We start from the raw sequence: 16,409 nt of genomic DNA, 5'->3' as shown, positions 1-16,409 counted from the left end.
ATCGCCGGCGTGGTCCCCCGAACGGAAGCATCGCCCGACCGGGGAGAGGGGCGCTCTGAGCGGACGCAGTCGGCGGATAGGAAGATGGCGAGGCGAGCACGATCCTCGCGGGAGAGACGGAGCGGCCGTCGGCCGACTCGACGCCGATAAGCCGGTCTTACTGGAATCGAAGCCGGCGTCTCCTCGATACTCGGCCTATAACTTCGGTGGCTTACGCCCATCACTGGGTCATGAAAGCCTCTGCGGGCGGGAGTGTCACCGAACGTCCCAGCCAGGAACCACCGTCGAGGGTCGAAGACCAGACGGTCTGGACCCGTCCCCCGCACGTCCTCTGGTTGACGCCGGACAAACCAGACAACATCAGCGTCGGCCGGAGCCGGATCGCCGAGCGTCTCGACGCCGACGGCATCGAGGTGACCGTCCGGGGAACGACGGCGTCGACGGTGCTCGCCTCGTTCCGGGAGCGAGAGCGGTACGACGCCATCGTCGGCACGACGCGCTCCGGTGCGATGGCCGGCGCGTTCCTGAGCGCACTCACGGGCAAACCGCTGGTCGTCGACCACGTCGACCCGATCCGCCAGCTAGAGGAGACCCATCCGCTGTGGCTCGCGGTCGTCGTCCGCTGGTTCGAGAACCTCGCCTTCTGGCTGTCCGAACGCGTCCTCTTCGTCTACGAGGAGGAGGAATCCCGCGTCAACCGGTTCGCGGACGCGTCCTCGCCCACCGAACTCGGCGTCGACTACGAGGAGATAGCGAACCCGTCACCGGCCGCCGTCGAGGCCGCTCGCGACCGGATGGCCGACTACGACCTGAACGACAACGTCGCGATATACGTCGGCGGGCTGGAACCGATCTACCACGTCGAGTCGCTCCTCGACAGCGTCGACTATCTCGACGACTGGAGCCTGCTGATCCTGGGCACCGGGTCGCTCGCGGACGACGTCGAACGCGCCGCAGCGAGCGACGACGCCATCGTCTTCCCGGGCAGCGTTCCCCACGAGGAGATGGCCGGCTTCCTGCACCTCGCCGACGTCGGCGTTTGCCTCGTCGACGACCCGCGCACGCTGAAGGTGCTGGAGTACGGGGCCGCGGGGCTCCCGACCGTCCACCTCCGTGGTCGGTCCCAGAGCCGGTTCGGCGGCCTGCTCGAGTACTGCGACGCGGATCCGGAGAGCATCGCCCGGGCAATCCAGCGGGCCAGTGAGCGTGACGGCGAGGCGCTCGGGGAGTTCGTCCGCGCCTACGACTGGGGCGACATCGGCGCACAGTACCGACGAGCGATCCTCTCGACGGCCGCTCGAACCGATGCGTGACGTCGTCCTCGTCACGGTCGACTCGCTCCGCGCCGACCACGTCGGCTGGCAGGGGTACGACCGGGAGACGACGCCGAATCTCGACGAGCTCGCGGACGAGGCGCGCGTCTTCTCCCGCGCGTTTGCACACGCCTGCTCGACCCGCCCGTCGTTCCCGAGCATCCTGACGTCGTCGTACGCGCTGATGTACGGCGGGTTCGAGCGGCTCTCGGCCGACAGGACCACCCTCGCGGAAGCGCTCTCGCGCGGCGGCTACCGGACCGCCGGCTTCCACTCGAACCTCTACCTGTCGGCCGACTTCGGCTACGACAGGGGATTCGACGCGTTCTACGACTCCCGGACGGACCCGTCGGTGACGGCGAAAGCCAGGAACGCCGTCAAACGTAACCTCGACAGCGACGGGCTGGTCTACCGGACGCTCCAGGGGTTGTTCAACGCCACCGAGAAACGGACCGGCATCGAGGTCGGGTCGCCGTACGTCGACGCCGCGGAGCTGACCGACCTCGCGCTCGAGTGGGTCCGGGACGAAGCCGAGGAGGGGCCACGGTTCCTCTGGGTCCACTACATGGACGTCCACCACCCCTACGTTCCGCCCGCCGACTACCAGCGGCGGTTCCGGGACGACCCCGTCTCCGACCGGGACGCCGTCCAGCTCCGGCGAAAGATGCTCGAAGCCCCCGAAGACGTCACGGACGGGGAGCGACAGACGCTCCTCGACCTCTACGACGCGGAGATAGCGTACGTCGACCGGGAAGTCGACCGCCTCCTCGAGGCGGTCAGGTCCGCCTGGGGCGACGACACCGTCGTCGCGTTCACGGCGGACCACGGCGAGGAGTTCGCGGACCACGGCGGGTTCAGCCACAGCGCGACGTTCTACGACGAGGTGCTCCACGTGCCGTTCCTGCTGGCGGACGGAACGAGCGGGGAGCCGGACAGGACGAACGAACAGCCGGACGGAACGAGCGGGGAGTCAGACGACCTCGTCGGCCTCCTCGACCTCGCGCCGACGCTCGTCGACTGCGCGGGCCTCGCGCGACCGGACGCCTTCGAGGGGTCGAGCCTGCTCGACGACGACTTCGACCGGTCGGAGGTGATCGCGGAGTGGGCCGACACCGACCCGGAGTCCGAGGCCCGCCGATACGCGATACGGAGCGAGGACTGGAAGTACGTCCGGCTGGACGACGGCACGGAACGGCTGTTCGCCCTGCCGTCTGACCCGGGCGAGCGGAACGACGTCGTCGACGCCATGCCGGAAGTGGCCGACGAGTTCCGCGCCCGGCTGCGGGACCACCGGAAGCTGCTGGCCGAAACGAACCGGGACCTGGGCGACGTGAGGATGGAGGAGGACGTCGCCGAGCGGTTGCGACTCCTCGGCTACCAGGAGTGACGGCGACGACCGCGCGGCCCGGGGCGCACTTGAAGATTCGCCGGGCGGTCACGGAACGATCTTTTCGGCGATCCGCTTGAGGGGACCGAGGTCGACGTCGAACCGCTCCTCGAAACTCCAGAGGAGGAGGAGTTCCTCCTCCTCGATGCCGCCGAACCTGAGGACGACGAGCGCGTACAGCGAGACGAACGCGCCGAACCCGACGACGAGCAGCGGGAGCGTGACCGCGAAGAACGTCGTCGTGACCCAGTAGACGACGCCGACGACCAGCAGGGCGATCAGGCTCGGTCGCACCATCCCGGCCGTGAACGGCTGGATGCCCGTCTCGCCGTAGAGCTGGTAGGTGTACAGCGCGTTCAACAGCCCGTAGGAGACCGACGTCGCGACGGCCGCGCCGAGCAACCCGTACTCCGGGATCAGCAGGAGATTGAGGGCGACGTTCGTGGCGGCGACGGCGACGTTGTCGTACATGATGAGCCGCGTGCGCCCGACGGAGGTCAGCGTGTTCCCGTTCGGGCCGACGACGGCGTGGGTGAAGAAGCCGACCGCCAGGACCGACAGCGCCAGCGCGCCCCCGTCGTACTCCGCACCGAAGGTCACCCGGATGACCATCTCCGGAAACAGGACAACGACGAGGAACACCGGCAGCGTGGCGAGCAGGATCCACTTCGCGGAGAGCTGGTAGGTCCGACGCATCTCCCCGACGGAGTCGCCGGCGTCGAGCGACGAGATGACCGGCATCACGATGAACCCGAACGCCGACAGGACGACCGTGAGTAGCTGGGCGAGCGGATAGACGACGTTGTAGACGCCGACGACGGTGGTCGAGGCGAAGTAACCCAGGAAGAACGTGTCGATGTGGGAGAGCACCTGGAGCATCGCGGCGGTTATCATCAGCGGCGCGGAGAACGCGACCAGTTCGCGGTGCATCGGCGTGGCCGGCGCGTCCGCGAACAGGGGCGTGTAGCGGACCAGGTAGTACCCCCCGAGCAGACCGGCGAAGACGTAGGCGGCCCCGTAGGCCCACGCGGCCGCGACCGTCCCGAGGCCGTACAGCAGGACGACGGCGATCAGGAGAAAGCGGGAGATCGGGAGCGTGAGGTTCTGGATGAAGACCTTCGGGAGCGACTGCTGCATCCCCTGGACGCCGCCGATCGCCATCCGGAAGACGACCGCGAACGGCAGGACGACGCTGAACACGCGGATCACCGGCGCGACGGCGGGGTCGTGGAAGACGCGGACGGCGATCGGGTCGGCGGTGAGAAAGAGGCCGACGCCGGCGAGGAACCCGACCGGGAGCGCGATCTCAAGGGCTGACTTCAGGACCCCACGGCGGTCTGCGGGGTCGTCGCGCCGCGGCAGGTACCGGCCGACCCCGCTGTCGAGGCCGACGAGCACGAATATCGACGTCGCCGTCATGAGCTTCAGCCCGATGGAGACGGCGCCGTAGTCGGTCGGACCGAGATAGCGCGCGATCAGGAGTTTCGCGACGAACGAGACGACGAGTTCGAGGACGACGCCGGCGAAGACGATGCCGGCCCCCTTGAACAGCGTCCGGAGCCGTTCTGCCTGGATGGCCGAGCCCATCGATTCACCCCCGTTTGCGCATCGTGAACTCGAGCACGCCCGTCACGTAGGGTAGTTTCACGAATTCGATCAGCGACGGGTTCCGCCTCGAAAGCTGCTTGAGGAGCCAGGACGGCGGTCGCGCGTACCACTTGCCGGAGGTTCCGAACAGCCGGACGTGCCGGTGAACGACGGTCAGCCCGGCGTCGGCCCCGACCTCGTAGGACAGCTCGTCCTCGGCGGTGTAGTACATCGGCGTCCGCCAGTACCACGTCGACCGGTGGGTGGGGTCGTTCTTGGCGCTCCGGCTGTGAGCCAGCGGGACCTCGGCGTAGAACTCGCCGTCGTCCCGGAGGGTCTCGGCGACCTGGCGGAACACCGTCGGGAGGTCGTCGTGGGGGAGGTGTTCGAGGACGTGGTGAGCCTCGATCCGGTCGAACGAATCCCGCTCGAAGGGCCACTCCTCGGTGACGTCCGCGACGACGTCGACGCCCGGCACCGCGGCGACGTCGACGTTCACCCCGTCGGTCGCCGGGTTCTCGCCGCCGCCGAGTTCGAGGGTCCGCTGGCTGGCCATCACTGGTACAGGACGTCGTCGTAGACCTGCAGGTAGGTGTTGGCCGTCTTCTCCCAGGAGAACGCCTCGGCGCGCTCCCGGCCGCGGGCTTCGAGCACGGCCCGGTAGTCGTCGTCCTCGACGAGGCGGCGCAACAGGGCGGCGTGTTCGGTCGCGTCCATCGGGTCGTCGACGTACGCCGCGGCGTCGCCACACACCTCCAGCGGCGAGCCGCGACGGGTCGTGACCACCGCCGTCCCGCAGGCCATCGCTTCGACGAACGGCAGGCCGAAGCCCTCGTACAGCGTCGGCAGGTAGAGCGCCGAGGCGCGGTTGTAGTAGTCGATCAGGGTCTCCTCGGCGACGTACCCCGTCACCTCGGCGTTCGACGGCAGGTCGTGGGGGTAGTCGGCCCACATCTTTCCGGGGAGGACGAACCGGACGTCGGACAGTTCAGCCATCGTCTCGACGATGGTGGGGACGTTCTTGCGCGGATTCCGGTTGTTGACGACGACCAGCACGAACGGGTCGGCCGTGTCCGTCGGCCCCTTGTCCTCGTACTCCTCGCTCCGGCCGAGCGGGATCACCTGCGTCCGGTCGGCCGGAACGCCGCCCCGCTCTACCGCGAGTCGCCTGGTGTACTCGGTGCTGAAACCGATCCGCTGTGGCCGACGGGACGTGAGCCGGAATATCGCCCGCATGAGCAGGAAGATCCGGTGGTCGGGGCGTTCCAGGAGGTCGCGGCGCGAGCGCCACCAGTGGTAGCCGCCGTGCTGGGTGACGACCATCGGCTTCGACGAGCGCCAGACGCCGACGTCCCGGCGGCGGAAGGGGATAGTGTTGAGGTGGACGAGATCCGCGTCCCGCCACTCGTCGACCTCGAAGGCGTGCTCGTCCTCGAGCACGTACGACTTTATCTGCTCGATGCAGTACAGGCCGCTGCTCTTGCTGTCGTAGTGCGTGTCGAACCAGATGGCCGTCGGTTCCGCCAGCGTCGGGGTGGTCGTCGGTTCCCGGAGCATGCTACGTCACGTACCCGAGATCGGCCAGTCTCTCGGTCACGTCGGCCGTGACGTCGCTCTCCACCATCGTGTCTCCCGCCGTGATCGTCTTCCGGGACTCGAAAGGCAACTCGTCCCAGGGGACGCGGACGTTCCCGGGCGTGTATATCGACTTCCGGTGGCCGTAGTCCCGGACGGGGAACGGCCAGACGCGTTCGCCGAGCATGTTGCCGTGGTCGGCAGTGAGGACCGACTTGCCCGGGAGGTCCAGGCCGAGCTCCCTCGCGACCGGGTACACGACCCGGAGGTTGTCGGCGTACGCCTCCAGAACGGCCGATCGGTCGACGGTGCCGTGTTGCAGGGCGTCCCAGGGAGATTCGTCGACGTTCCAGAAACTCCCGGGGAGGTCGCTCCCGACGAACGGCTGGTGGGGCTGCATGAAGTGGACGATCAGTCGCTTGTCGGGATGCATCTCCGCGATTTCCCGGCTCCGCTCGGCGAGGACTTCGGGGAGGACGGTCCCCTCCTCGTCGTCCCACCCCTCCTCCCACACGTCGTACCTGGCGTGGAACTCGTCTTCGGTGATGGTCGAGACGTACGGGTTCGCGGTGACGTACACCGTCTCGGGGAACGACCGACCCTCGAAGTTCTCCGCGACCCACTCGGGCGTCGACGCGCCACGCGAACGGACGCTCTCGCAGTTCGGATCGGCGACGTCCCGGTAGAGGTCGAACCGACAGGCGTCGAGGACGAGGAGGTTGTCCCAGTCCTTCGCCATCACGTACTCGCCGGTGTTTCCCTCGACCCGGCGGAACCAGAGCCCGCCGGCTATCCGGTGGAGGAATCTGCTCTTCCACCAGGTGGCCGAGGCGCCGTGTTCACGGACTTCGTCGAGGACGTACTGTACAGTGGTGTAGGCGTCTGCGATGTGGGACATCGATGAGTCGGCAGGGGTCGAAGGGTCGGTGGAGATTCGGGCAGGGCAGTTGCGTCGGCGATACCGCGTCTGCCAGCATGTTAGCTTTCTGACTACTAATAGATTCGGGAGGGGCGGCCGGCCTCAGCGGCGAGAGACCGACAGCGAGAGACCGGCGAACCGCGAAAAGCGCCGTCGACGAGTCGGCGAGCGACCCTACAGGTATCCCAGATCGCGCAACTGGGACGTCATCTGCTCGCGCTCCGCGTCCGTCTCGGGGGCCGTGTACGTCGGATCGCCCATGTAACGGCCGAAGTACTCGACGAGCGCCGGCGTCACGTCGAGGTGCGTCTCGACGCCCCAAGGGCGCGTCCCGGCCCAGATGCCCGTCGTCTCGTCGTGCACGTGGACCCACTTCCCGCGCGGGTCGTGTTTCATCCCGTGGTCGCTGACCACGAGCACGTCGTCCGGGTCGATGGCGTCCGCGAGTCGGGCCGTCGTCTCGTCCATCGTCCGGTAGGCCCGCTCGATGACCGCCTCGTCGTCGGTGACGTGGAGCAACCGGTCGAGGAGTGTGAAGACGACGAAGTGGAGCCTGAACTCCTCGCGGTCGACCAGCTCGAGGACGAGGTCGCGTTCGGCCTCGTGGGTCCGGAACAGGTCCTCGACGTAGCCCTCGCGGATCTCGCCCGCGTCGTCGAACTTCGACGGTTCGCCGTCGTAGCGCTCCCGGACCCACGCCTCGAGCGACTCCGGCTGGACGCTCACTTCCGGACTGGGGAAGCCACTGACCGTGACGCCGTCGGTCTCTTTCGGCGGGTACGTGAGCGGCACGGCGAACGCCAGCGAGTCGGGGACGTAGTGCCAGACGCGTTTGTACGGAATGTCGTCGTTCGTGGGCTGGCGACCGAGCACCTGCCGCCGCGCCCAGATCCGCGCCGGCCGGCCGAACAGGTTCCGCGGGATCAGCCGGTCGACCGACGAGAACAGGTCGAACCGGCGCTCGTCCTCGATCAGCCCGCTGAGCATCGCGACGCCGTGTTCCCGGGTCGATAGCCCGGTCGTCAGCGTCGTCCAGGCGCTCCCGCTGTCGATCTCTCTCGACTGCCAGAACGGCTCCGGGAGCAACACGCCGCCGTGGTCCAGCCCGCCGTACCACTCGAGGTCGTACTCGGCGAGGTGTGACTCAGTCGCCCCGTCCCAGCCGACGACGAGCACCTGCTTGTCCATGGTAGTTGTTAGTTCGTCGACATACAAGGCCTTTCGGTGCCCGGCGACGGAACGACGCCGAGAGAGTCGCTGCGCTCGTCTGTCGAGCCCCGCTTCTCGCGGGACGTCGCTCCGACGACCCGGCGGCGCTCACTCCCAGTCGTAGCCGAACTCGTCGCCGTCCCGGTGGATGTAGTCGTTCTCCAGGGCCTCGCTCACGGTCCGGCCGAGTTCGTCCAGCGCCTCCTCGACGTCTTCGACGTCGGTCCGGTCGAGCGGGCCGTCGGCCCCCGCCATGTCATCCGGCACCGACGGCGCCCGGTACCCGACGTCTTCGGCAGCGGGGTTCCAGTAGAGGTCGAGGGCGTCGACCAGACCGGCGTCGCGGACCGCCCGGAACTGGTCCTCGGTCAGGTAGGTGTGCTCGGCCCACTCCGTGAAGGCCGCCTCCCACGCGCCCTGGTCGAGGAGCGCGGCGAGTTCCTCGCGGCGGTAGTTGCCGCCCGTCTCCTCGTCCAGCTCCTCGACCGCGTCGTAGTCGCCCGGGTCCTGCGGGCCGCGCAGCGCCGGCGGGTCGGGAACCTCGACGTCGAGTGTCATACCACCACGTTCGAACGGCTCCGGTATCATTGTTGTCGCCGAGACGGCTCGACCGCGGCGTCCGATCCGAGTTTTTTGAACCCGGGGTGCGAAGAACCATTCGTGTCAGACCAGAGCCAGGACGTGGACGGAGGAGCGGAGTCCGAGGACGACGACGAGGAGTTCGAACTCGAAGGGGACATGGACCGCGAACAGGGCGCGGCGGTCCTCCGCCGCCTCGCCGACGGCGTCGAGAGCGGCACCGTGGACCTCGGTGGCGACGAGGGGACGGTCACCGTTCCCGAGCGTTTCGAGGTGGAAGTCGAGTTCGAGGAGGACGACGACGAGCAGGAACTGGAGGTGGAGTTCGAGTGGCCGACCGAGGACGGGGAGTCCGCTACAGAGGAGCCGGAGAGCGACGCGGAAGATGAGGGATCTGACGAAGATCAGGGCGAATAGCGGACGAGCGGACGGATTCGAACCGGAAGAAGACGGTCCGGGCCTGCGGTCTCTCTGTCGCTCGGCCGTTCCGGGTCTGGGGCTGGTCTCCTTCAACTCCCGGATACGGCTCGAACCACAACAGGGACGCGGCGCGATGAAACGCGTCGCTCGCAATTTGTTTTTCGAGAAGAGCCTAGGCCGGGATTTGAACCCGGGCTCTCGTCCTTACCAAGGACGCGCTTTACCGCTAAGCTACCCAGGCAGGCATCTCTTGGTTACCCTGAGTCGTCTTTAGTCGTTTCGATTCGGGAGCGGGCACGCGAATCCCTCTCACTAGTGGTCGGCGGAGGTGCGGACGCCGTCGCTGGCCGGCGGCTCCGTCCCGGCGAGCGTGCCCAGCGACTCCAGGACGTCGCCCTCGGCGACGCGGTCGACCGGCGGGAGGCCGTCGGCGGCCAGTTCGGTGGCGTACTCGCGCAGGCGGGCCGGGGCGCGGCCGCCGGCGGCGGTCGTCCCGGCGACGACGGCGAGTTCGAGGACGTCGGCCTCCAGGTCGGTGTCGGGGGAGTCGTCGCCGGTCACGCGGCGGACGGTCTGGTCCGTGCCGAAGGCGCGGACGACGGCGACGGCGGCCTCGGCGGCCTCGGTCCGGGCGAGCAGGTAGAACCCCCGGGAGACGAGGATGTCGGCGATGAGGATGTCCAGGTCGGCCTCGTCGCGCTGCGTCTGCGACGCAGGGCTCGCCGACTCGTCGTGGCCGTTCTCGGCCGGCCTGACGTCGGCGTCGGCCCAGGGGTCCTCGTGGGCGAGCGTCCGCGTGAGGCCGAGCCCCTCGTAGATGAGCTGGACGCCGGCGGCGCGCTCGGAGAGGCGCTCGACGGACTCCTCGCGGACTGCGCGGGCACTGGCGAGTGTGAGAACACCCGGCGTCACCGACGCGGTGTCGAGACGGTCCTCGATCCGGGCGTGGAGGCGGTCGGGTTCGACGTCTTCGACCGCCGCCAGCGCGGCCCGGCGGACCGCCGCGGCTTCCTCCATTGATTCACGGTAACGACGGGGAGGCCAAAGACCTTTGGAAACGCCGAGGCACCAGTGAACCGTGATTCACGCGGCCACCGACGGCGACGTCGCTGTGGTGACGCTCGACCGCCCACAGCGCCGCAACGCGCTCACCCGCGAGGGGCTGGCCGAGCTCGGAGATGCCGTCGACGACGCGTCGGCGCCCGTCCTCTACCTCCACGGCGCGGGCGAGGCGTTCTGCGCCGGTGCAGACCTCGACGTCGTCGACGGGCTGAAAACGCGCGAGGCGGCCGAGTTCGCCGCCGCGGGCCAGGACGTCGCTCGCGCGCTCGCCACCTACGACGGGGCGACCGTCGCCGGAATCGACGGCGCGGCCCGCGGCGGTGGCGTGGAACTCGCCCTCGCCTGCGACGTCCGGGTCTGTACGCCCGACGCGACGCTGGCCGAGAGCGGCGTCTCGCTGGGACTGTTCGGCGCCTGGGGTGGGACGGCCCGCCTCCCCGACGTCGTCGGCCGCGGCGTCGCAGCGGACCTGGCCCTCTCCGGTCGCGCCCTCGACGCCGAGGAAGCGAGGGCGGTGGGCCTGGTCTCCCGCGTCGTCGAGGACCCCAGGACCGTCGCAAAGGAGATAGCCGCCAACGACCACGACGCGGTCCGCGCAGTGGCCGAACTGCTCCGGAATCCGGCGGACCCCACGAGCCAGGAGGAACGCGAACGGCAGACCTTCGCCGACCTGGTCGGCACACGGTCTGACGAGGATGGGTAACTGGGCCTGTCGATTCGTATATCGTTGGAAGCGTAACAGTTGAATCCTTCTAGCGCCCACGGTGGACCAATGCCGGAGTGCGACTACTGCGACGCGACGTTCGAGGACGAGGACTCCTACCTGGCTCACCTCCGGGACGCACACGAGGGAGAGCTCGGCTCGATCGACCAGCGACGAGTCGACGATCTCGAGAGCGACAGCGGGAGTGCCATCCCGACCGGCCCCGCCGTCCTCGGCCTCGTCCTCGTCGTCGGGCTGGGACTCGTCGCCTACCTGACGCTGTTCGCGGGGTCGGGCGGCGGCGGCGCCACCGACCTCCCGAACCGCGGCGACCAGGCGGTCATCTCGCAGGTCCAGAACGAACCGTCGTCCGGCAACAACCACGTCGAAGAGGGGACGGACATCGACTACGAGCGGACGCCCCCGACCGGCGGCACCCACTACTTCGGCGTCGTGAACGCGGGCTTCTACGAGGAGCCCCAGCCCTACGGGCTGCTCGTCCACTCGCTCGAACACGGCCACATCGTCGTCTACTACGACCCCGACCAGCTGAGTCCCGAGGCCGAGGAGAACCTCCGGTCCTACGCCCAGACGCACACGGGTACTTGGCAGGGATTCATCGCCGTCCCGAATCCCGAGGACGACCCCGAGGCGGCCTACGTCCTGACGGCCTGGGAGAAGCGCCTGACGATGGACGAGTACGACCCCGAGACCGTCCGCCAGTTCACGGCCGAGTTCATCGGCCGCGGCCCCGAGAATCCGGTCCGGCCGCGATAGGGAGTGAGCGGGTGGTTTCGCTCGAGTTTGGCCTTCGCTACGCAGTCGTGATCAGGTGAACCGAGTGGTCCAGCAGTGCGTAAACTGAGCACTGAGGATTCCACGATAGAGGGCGCTTCCAGATCAGTATATCGACAGAATTGCAATCACACCAATAAAAAATCCTGCGAGGAGTAAAAAGAACGAACCATCACCTGCGAAGACACCAATTACAGTCAATTGGAGGGCAAAGAGTAGTAATACGATCCCTCTAAGAGCAGCGAGGATATCAAGCCAGATTGAATTATTAGCAGCCATAATGAACGGTACATTTCACCCATAAATTAATCCTGGTATAAACCAAAATCGTAATCGGAATTCTGTTCTCGTTCCGTCGCTCGTTAGCCTGTACCGACCACGGCCCACAGCTTCGACAGAAGTGAAGATCAGATCGAAGGCAGCCCCGGTGATGGCTAATCCAACCGTTCCAATCAGCGGGGCTAAACCCACTCAGTACAGCGGGTCCGGCTCCGGTGGGACGTGGCGCTTGTGCTCGCTCTGGGTGTTGAGTTCGCGGACGCGTTCGACGGCGGCCTCGTCGACGCCGATCTCCTTCGCCGTCGCGGACTTGGAGACGCCGCCCTCGATATGGAGCGCGAGGATGGAGTCGAGCGTCGGGTAGTCCAGCCCCATCTCCTCCTCGTCGGTCTGGCCGACCCACATCTCCGCCGAGGAGGTCTTCTCGGCCAGGTCGGCGGGGACGTCGACGTGTTTGGCCAGCTGGCGGACCTGGGCCTTGTAGAGGTTGGCGATGGGGTGGCAGTCGACGGCGCCGTCGCCGTACTTGGTGAAGTAGCCCACCAGCGCCTCGCTCTTGTTGCCGGTGCCGAGCACGAGCGCGTTGCGGTGGTTGGCGGCGAGGTAGTTCAGCACGGCGCGCGTGCGGACCATGAGGTTGCCCTCCGCCATCGTGTCGCCCTCGGCGTCGGGGTAGGCCTCCAGGAAGGTGTCGACGATGGGTTCGATCCCGACGACGTCGTACTCGATGCCCAGCAGGTCGCTGGCGACGCGCTCGGCGTCGCTCATGTTCGCCTCCCGGTTGACCTCGCTGGGCATCACGAGGCCGTACACCGAATCGGCGCCCAGCGCCTCGACGGCGAGGAAGGCCGTGAGCGTGCTGTCGATGCCGCCGGAGAGGCCGATGACCGCCCCGTCGGCCCCCGCCTCCGCGACCATCGACTCGATGAACCCGGTGATGTGCTCGCGGTGGGCCGCCAGTTCGTCCTCGGAGAACGAGACGTCCAGCGGCGACTCCGCCCGCCGGACAGTGGTGGACTCGGACATGGACGACTCTTGGCCGTCGAGCGACAAATAGCTCCCCGATGGCGCAACGTTTCCGGACGAACGGGCAGTTCGAGCGAAGCGCTACGTTCAAGTGACGCCACGGGGAATATTTGGCCGAACCGAGTGAGCGCCGTTGGTCCAGTGGTAGGACATAGCCTTCCCAAGGCTAGAGCCCGGGTTCAATTCCCGGACGGCGCATGATTGTCTCGAACGCCAGTGAGAGACATCATCGTCACCGGGAATTGAACCCTGGGAGTCGCAGCCCCGGAACGGCGCGATAGCGCCGCACGCCCGGAACGTCTCCCTCTGGTTCAATTCCCGAACGGCGCATAGGAGGTTCGAACGCAGTGAGAACCTCGAAACGGCGAGCGGCGGAGCCGCGAACCATTCTGCGAGGTCCTCGCGAACAGAGTGAGTGAGGGCTCGGGGCGGCTCTGCCGCTCCGGTGAACGGACGTGAGGAGCGACTGCCGCCGTCAGTGATGTGAGTCGTTCCAAAGCCCCATCCAGGTCCACTCGTTCCCGCCCGAGACGCGCCGGCGACGACCAGTACGACCGAATCAGCGGGTCACCTCGTCACCCGACCCCTATCAGAATAGCCCCCGAAATCGGCCTGCCACTACAGGGATAGCCACTGGAGAAATGGGGGTCGATAGTGTACGGACAGAACATGTCTACGACACTGGGTGCGGTCGAGACGGCGAGTTCGGAGTCAGCGAGTCAGGCTGTCGTCGCCGCCGTCGCGGCGGAGACCGGTTCGGATCCGATGACGCTCGAGCCACTGTACGGCGTCCTCGACCCGGACGCGCTGGACGCGCTGGTAGCGGGCGACGGACCGACGACCACCGCGCCGCCCGTGCGCGTCGAGTTCACCTACGCGGGCTGTGCGGTGTCGGTGACTGGCAGCGGCGCCGTCGACGTCACCGAACTCGACCGCTGAGGGGCCTATCGCGACCGGGCAGGCGGGCTGTCGGGGGCACCTGTTCGGCGAGCGACAGTATCTTATATTTGCTGATGCACTAACCTGTTAGGTATGGCCGAGGGACCAACAGTCGTCGTGACGGGGGCCGACGAGAAGGCAGTCGCCCGGACCGCGAGCACGCTCCGGAAGCTCACGGACTCGTTCGCTGTCGCGACGGCACCGGAATCTGGGGCGGTGGGGGAATCGGGGGAATCGGGGGAGTCGGCGGACGCCTACTGCCTGGTCGCCGACGGGACGGAGGAGACCGTCCTCGAACGCATCCGCGAGCGACACCCGGAGGCGCCGGTCGTCCTGTTCGGCGACGGCGACGAGCGGTCCGTCGAGGCGGTGCTGGCCGACGGCGCGGCCGACTACGTCCAGCGGAGCGGCGACGAACGCTACGCCGTCCTCGCACACCGGATCGAACGGGCACACCGGGAGGCCGAGAGCGGGAACGCAGCTATCGAGCGTGCTGGCGACGGAGCCCCCACGAGCGTCGCGCAGAGCCCGGAGACCATCACACAGCTCCAGGCCATCTCGCGGGATCTCATGCAGGCGCCCAGCCGCGAGTCCATCGCCGCCGTCGTGACGCGGGCCGTCGAGACGGTGCTGGACTACGACATGAGTGTCGTCCGGCTGTACGACCCCGAAGAGGGGGTGCTCGAACCCGTCGCCGCCAGCGAGAACGCCGTCGAGCGGATGGGTGATCGCCCGACGTACAGCCTCGACGAAGGACTGCCGGGGAAGGTGTTCGCCTCCGGCGAGCCGGCGGTGTACGACGACGTGAAGACCCTCGAGGACGACTTCGACCGCGACCCCGTCCGGGGAGCGATGTTCTTCCCCATCGGCGTCCACGGAACGTTGAGCATCGGCGCGACGACGCCAGGCGCGTTCGACGAAGTGGACCGAACGATGGCGGCGCTGCTGGCCACTAACGCGGCGGCTGCGTGCAACCGGGCCCGCCGGGAACGGGAGGTCCGCGAGGCGCGCCACCGCATCGCCACCATCCTCGACCGCATCGAGGGACTCGTCCAGGACACCGTGGAGGTGCTCGTCGAGGCCCACACGCGCGAGGAAGTCGAACTCGGCGTCTGCACCCAGCTCGCGGCGGCGGACCCGTACGTCTTCGCCTGGCTGGCCCGCCCGGACGTCCGCGGCGAGGCGCTGGTCGCCCACGAGTGGACCGGGGAGACGAACCTCTACGTCGCCGACGAGAGCGTGCCGATGGACGGCGACTCGCCGGGCGCGGCCGCCTACCAGACGGGCGAATCGCAGGTCGTCGACGTGCGCGCGCTGGCCGAGGCAGAGTCGGGCTGGCTCCGGACCGCCCACGAGGCCGGCGTCGAGTCGGTGATGGCCATCCCGCTCGAGTACACCGACGCCAGTTACGGCGTCCTCTACGTCTGTGCGGGCCGGGAGGACGCCTTCGACGGTCGCGAGCAGGTCGTCCTGGAGTCACTCGGCCGCGCGGTCGCCAACACCATCAACGCCTTCGAGAGCGGGCGCATCCTCTCGGCCGACCGGGTGATCGAACTGGAGTTCGCCGTCGAGGACCACGACCTGCTGTTCTCCCGGCTCTCGGCCACGACGGGCGCCCTGATCAGCTCCACCGGGACCGTCACCCAGGAGGACGGCTCGCTGCGCATCTACTTCACCACCACCGGGGCCGACAGCGACGACGTCATGGACGCGCTCCAGGACGACGGGGCGGTCACGGCCGCCAGTCGTGTCGCCGAATACGAGGGCGAGGCGCTGTTCGACGTGACCGTGGACGGGTCGCTCGTCGAGACGCTCGTCGACCTGGGGGCCGTCCCCAAGCGCATCGAGAGCGAACACGGCGTCGTCCGCTACACTATCGAACTCCCCTACGAAGCCGAGGCCCGCGACGTGTTCGGCCTCGTCGACGAGCGCTACGACAACACCGACCTCGTGGGCTACCACGAGCACGAGCGCCCCGTCCACACCCAGCAGGAGTTCCGCGCCGCGCTGTTCGACCGGTTCACCGACCGCCAGGAGACGGCCCTGCGGACGGCCTTCCTCGGCGGGTTCTTCGACTGGCCCCGGGAGGTCGACGGCGACGAGCTCGCCGAGGGGATGGACATCTCCCGGCCGACCTACCACCAGCACCTGCGAGCCGCCCAGCAGAAGGTGTTCCAGGAGCTGTTCGACCCCGAGGGGCGGTAGCGGATCGATCCCGCGACGGTAGCGAAGGCAGAACCGGGCGTCACCAGCGACGACGAGCTGGCCTGATCGACCCCGCGACAACAGTTAACACGCTTCGGCCCGAACCACCGGACGTGAACGGGAAGCGAACGGAGACCTGCGGCCGGTGCTCGATGAGCACCGTCGTGGACCTGACCGCCGACGGCGACGCGGACGAGGGAGAGGACGGTCAGGGAGACGCCGGCAGCGAGGGCGTTGACGGAGCGGGCGACGCTGCCAGCACCGACCCCTTCGCCGGCGGCCACATCGAGATCGACGAGTCTGCCGTTCGCGCCGTCTCGCCGTCGGCGTGGCTCGGCGGCGTGAAACGGCGGATCGACGACGCGATAGCGCGGCTCACTTACCACAGGTAGCGGAAAACTGGACCCGATT

At 68.0% G+C, this 16,409-nt stretch carries 16 protein-coding genes and 2 tRNA genes; 9 read left to right on the top strand and 9 right to left on the bottom strand.

All coding sequences use genetic code 11. The features are described 5' to 3' along the window. Positions 1–230: 230 nt before the first annotated feature. Both BM337_RS18815 and BM337_RS18810 read left to right on the top strand, forming a co-directional pair. Positions 231–1,313, top strand: a complete 1,083-nt coding sequence (locus BM337_RS18815; protein ID WP_089818867.1) for a glycosyltransferase — start codon at positions 231–233, stop codon at positions 1,311–1,313. Then, positions 1,306–2,700: a sulfatase family protein gene (locus tag BM337_RS18810; protein WP_089818865.1), complete on the top strand. Its 1,395-nt coding sequence runs from the start codon at positions 1,306–1,308 to the stop codon at positions 2,698–2,700. The genes BM337_RS18815 and BM337_RS18810 overlap by 8 nt, the downstream gene beginning before the upstream one ends. Positions 2,701–2,748: 48 nt before the next feature. On the opposite strand, the gene BM337_RS18805 is transcribed toward BM337_RS18810, so the two are convergent. The 6 genes from BM337_RS18805 to BM337_RS18780 all read right to left on the bottom strand — a co-directional run bounded on the left by BM337_RS18805 (position 2,749) and on the right by BM337_RS18780 (position 8,548). Further along, positions 2,749–4,287 carry a flippase gene (locus tag BM337_RS18805; protein WP_089818863.1) on the bottom strand — a complete coding sequence of 513 codons (1,539 nt, stop codon included), beginning with the start codon at positions 4,285–4,287 and terminating at the stop codon, positions 2,749–2,751. Positions 4,288–4,291: 4 nt separating this feature from the next. Beyond that, positions 4,292–4,843, bottom strand: a complete 552-nt coding sequence (locus BM337_RS18800) for a class I SAM-dependent methyltransferase (RefSeq protein WP_089818861.1) — start codon at positions 4,841–4,843, stop codon at positions 4,292–4,294. Continuing rightward, positions 4,843–5,844, bottom strand: coding sequence for a glycosyltransferase family 4 protein (locus BM337_RS18795; RefSeq protein WP_089818859.1), 1,002 nt, complete (start codon positions 5,842–5,844; stop codon positions 4,843–4,845). The genes BM337_RS18800 and BM337_RS18795 overlap by 1 nt, the downstream gene beginning before the upstream one ends. Before the next feature lies 1 nt (position 5,845). Continuing rightward, positions 5,846–6,760: an LTA synthase family protein gene (locus BM337_RS18790; protein ID WP_218155602.1), complete on the bottom strand. Its 915-nt coding sequence runs from the start codon at positions 6,758–6,760 to the stop codon at positions 5,846–5,848. Between the two features lie 195 nt (positions 6,761–6,955). Next, positions 6,956–7,969, bottom strand: coding sequence for an alkaline phosphatase family protein (locus BM337_RS18785; protein WP_089818857.1), 1,014 nt, complete (start codon positions 7,967–7,969; stop codon positions 6,956–6,958). Positions 7,970–8,098: 129 nt separating this feature from the next. Continuing rightward, positions 8,099–8,548: a DUF7992 family protein gene (locus BM337_RS18780; protein WP_089818854.1), complete on the bottom strand. Its 450-nt coding sequence runs from the start codon at positions 8,546–8,548 to the stop codon at positions 8,099–8,101. A gap of 102 nt (positions 8,549–8,650) precedes the next feature. Here BM337_RS18780 and BM337_RS18775 point away from each other — a divergent pair, with 102 nt between their 5' ends. Then, the gene (locus tag BM337_RS18775; protein WP_218155601.1) at positions 8,651–8,986 is read left to right on the top strand and encodes an amphi-Trp domain-containing protein; all 336 of its coding nucleotides are present in this window, start codon (positions 8,651–8,653) and stop codon (positions 8,984–8,986) included. A 172-nt stretch (positions 8,987–9,158) separates the two neighbouring features. On the opposite strand, the gene BM337_RS18770 is transcribed toward BM337_RS18775, so the two are convergent. Together BM337_RS18770 and BM337_RS18765 are read right to left on the bottom strand one after the other, a co-directional pair. Further along, a tRNA-Thr gene (locus tag BM337_RS18770) sits at positions 9,159–9,230 on the bottom strand. A gap of 71 nt (positions 9,231–9,301) precedes the next feature. Then, positions 9,302–10,006, bottom strand: coding sequence for a DUF7114 family protein (locus BM337_RS18765; RefSeq protein ID WP_089818852.1), 705 nt, complete (start codon positions 10,004–10,006; stop codon positions 9,302–9,304). Between the two features lie 64 nt (positions 10,007–10,070). Here BM337_RS18765 and BM337_RS18760 point away from each other — a divergent pair, with 64 nt between their 5' ends. Both BM337_RS18760 and BM337_RS18755 read left to right on the top strand, forming a co-directional pair. Beyond that, positions 10,071–10,754 (top strand): enoyl-CoA hydratase/isomerase family protein, encoded by a 684-nt coding sequence (locus tag BM337_RS18760; protein WP_089819183.1) that lies wholly within the window; start codon positions 10,071–10,073, stop codon positions 10,752–10,754. 69 nt (positions 10,755–10,823) lie between these two features. Further along, positions 10,824–11,531, top strand: a complete 708-nt coding sequence (locus tag BM337_RS18755; RefSeq protein WP_089818850.1) for a DUF3105 domain-containing protein — start codon at positions 10,824–10,826, stop codon at positions 11,529–11,531. 489 nt (positions 11,532–12,020) lie between these two features. Here BM337_RS18755 and BM337_RS18750 read toward each other — a convergent pair whose 3' ends face one another. Next, positions 12,021–12,854: an NAD+ synthase gene (locus tag BM337_RS18750; RefSeq protein ID WP_089818848.1), complete on the bottom strand. Its 834-nt coding sequence runs from the start codon at positions 12,852–12,854 to the stop codon at positions 12,021–12,023. 127 nt (positions 12,855–12,981) lie between these two features. Between BM337_RS18750 and BM337_RS18745 the strand changes: the two genes are divergently transcribed. From BM337_RS18745 to BM337_RS18730, 4 genes are all read left to right on the top strand, one after another. After that, positions 12,982–13,052: transfer RNA gene (locus tag BM337_RS18745), tRNA-Gly, on the top strand. Positions 13,053–13,523: 471 nt separating this feature from the next. Then, positions 13,524–13,793, top strand: coding sequence for a DdfA family disk-determining factor (locus BM337_RS18740; protein WP_089819181.1), 270 nt, complete (start codon positions 13,524–13,526; stop codon positions 13,791–13,793). Between the two features lie 93 nt (positions 13,794–13,886). Next, positions 13,887–15,998 (top strand): bacterio-opsin activator domain-containing protein, encoded by a 2,112-nt coding sequence (locus tag BM337_RS18735; RefSeq protein ID WP_089818846.1) that lies wholly within the window; start codon positions 13,887–13,889, stop codon positions 15,996–15,998. A gap of 113 nt (positions 15,999–16,111) precedes the next feature. After that, positions 16,112–16,390: a DUF8007 family protein gene (locus BM337_RS18730; protein WP_089818844.1), complete on the top strand. Its 279-nt coding sequence runs from the start codon at positions 16,112–16,114 to the stop codon at positions 16,388–16,390. Positions 16,391–16,409: the final 19 nt, after the last annotated feature.

This window comes from Halomicrobium zhouii, assembly GCF_900114435.1.
Lineage (GTDB): Archaea > Halobacteriota > Halobacteria > Halobacteriales > Haloarculaceae > Halomicrobium > Halomicrobium zhouii.
This window is presented reverse-complemented; position numbering and strand designations above follow the sequence as displayed.

Bases quoted from the DNA above. Each gene is read 5' to 3' on its own strand.
- BM337_RS18815 (WP_089818867.1), top strand. From the start codon at position 231: ATGAAAGCCTCTGCGGGCGGGAGTGTCACCGAACGTCCCAGCCAGGAA.
- BM337_RS18780 (WP_089818854.1), bottom strand. From the start codon at position 8,548: ATGACACTCGACGTCGAGGTTCCCGACCCGCCGGCGCTGCGCGGCCCG.
- BM337_RS18785 (WP_089818857.1), bottom strand. From the start codon at position 7,969: ATGGACAAGCAGGTGCTCGTCGTCGGCTGGGACGGGGCGACTGAGTCA.
- BM337_RS18740 (WP_089819181.1), top strand. From the start codon at position 13,524: ATGTCTACGACACTGGGTGCGGTCGAGACGGCGAGTTCGGAGTCAGCG.
- BM337_RS18800 (WP_089818861.1), bottom strand. From the start codon at position 4,843: ATGGCCAGCCAGCGGACCCTCGAACTCGGCGGCGGCGAGAACCCGGCG.
- BM337_RS18735 (WP_089818846.1), top strand. From the start codon at position 13,887: ATGGCCGAGGGACCAACAGTCGTCGTGACGGGGGCCGACGAGAAGGCA.
- BM337_RS18750 (WP_089818848.1), bottom strand. From the start codon at position 12,854: ATGTCCGAGTCCACCACTGTCCGGCGGGCGGAGTCGCCGCTGGACGTC.
- BM337_RS18795 (WP_089818859.1), bottom strand. From the start codon at position 5,844: ATGCTCCGGGAACCGACGACCACCCCGACGCTGGCGGAACCGACGGCC.
- BM337_RS18755 (WP_089818850.1), top strand. From the start codon at position 10,824: ATGCCGGAGTGCGACTACTGCGACGCGACGTTCGAGGACGAGGACTCC.
- BM337_RS18790 (WP_218155602.1), bottom strand. From the start codon at position 6,760: ATGTCCCACATCGCAGACGCCTACACCACTGTACAGTACGTCCTCGAC.
- BM337_RS18765 (WP_089818852.1), bottom strand. From the start codon at position 10,006: ATGGAGGAAGCCGCGGCGGTCCGCCGGGCCGCGCTGGCGGCGGTCGAA.
- BM337_RS18805 (WP_089818863.1), bottom strand. From the start codon at position 4,287: ATGGGCTCGGCCATCCAGGCAGAACGGCTCCGGACGCTGTTCAAGGGG.
- BM337_RS18810 (WP_089818865.1), top strand. From the start codon at position 1,306: ATGCGTGACGTCGTCCTCGTCACGGTCGACTCGCTCCGCGCCGACCAC.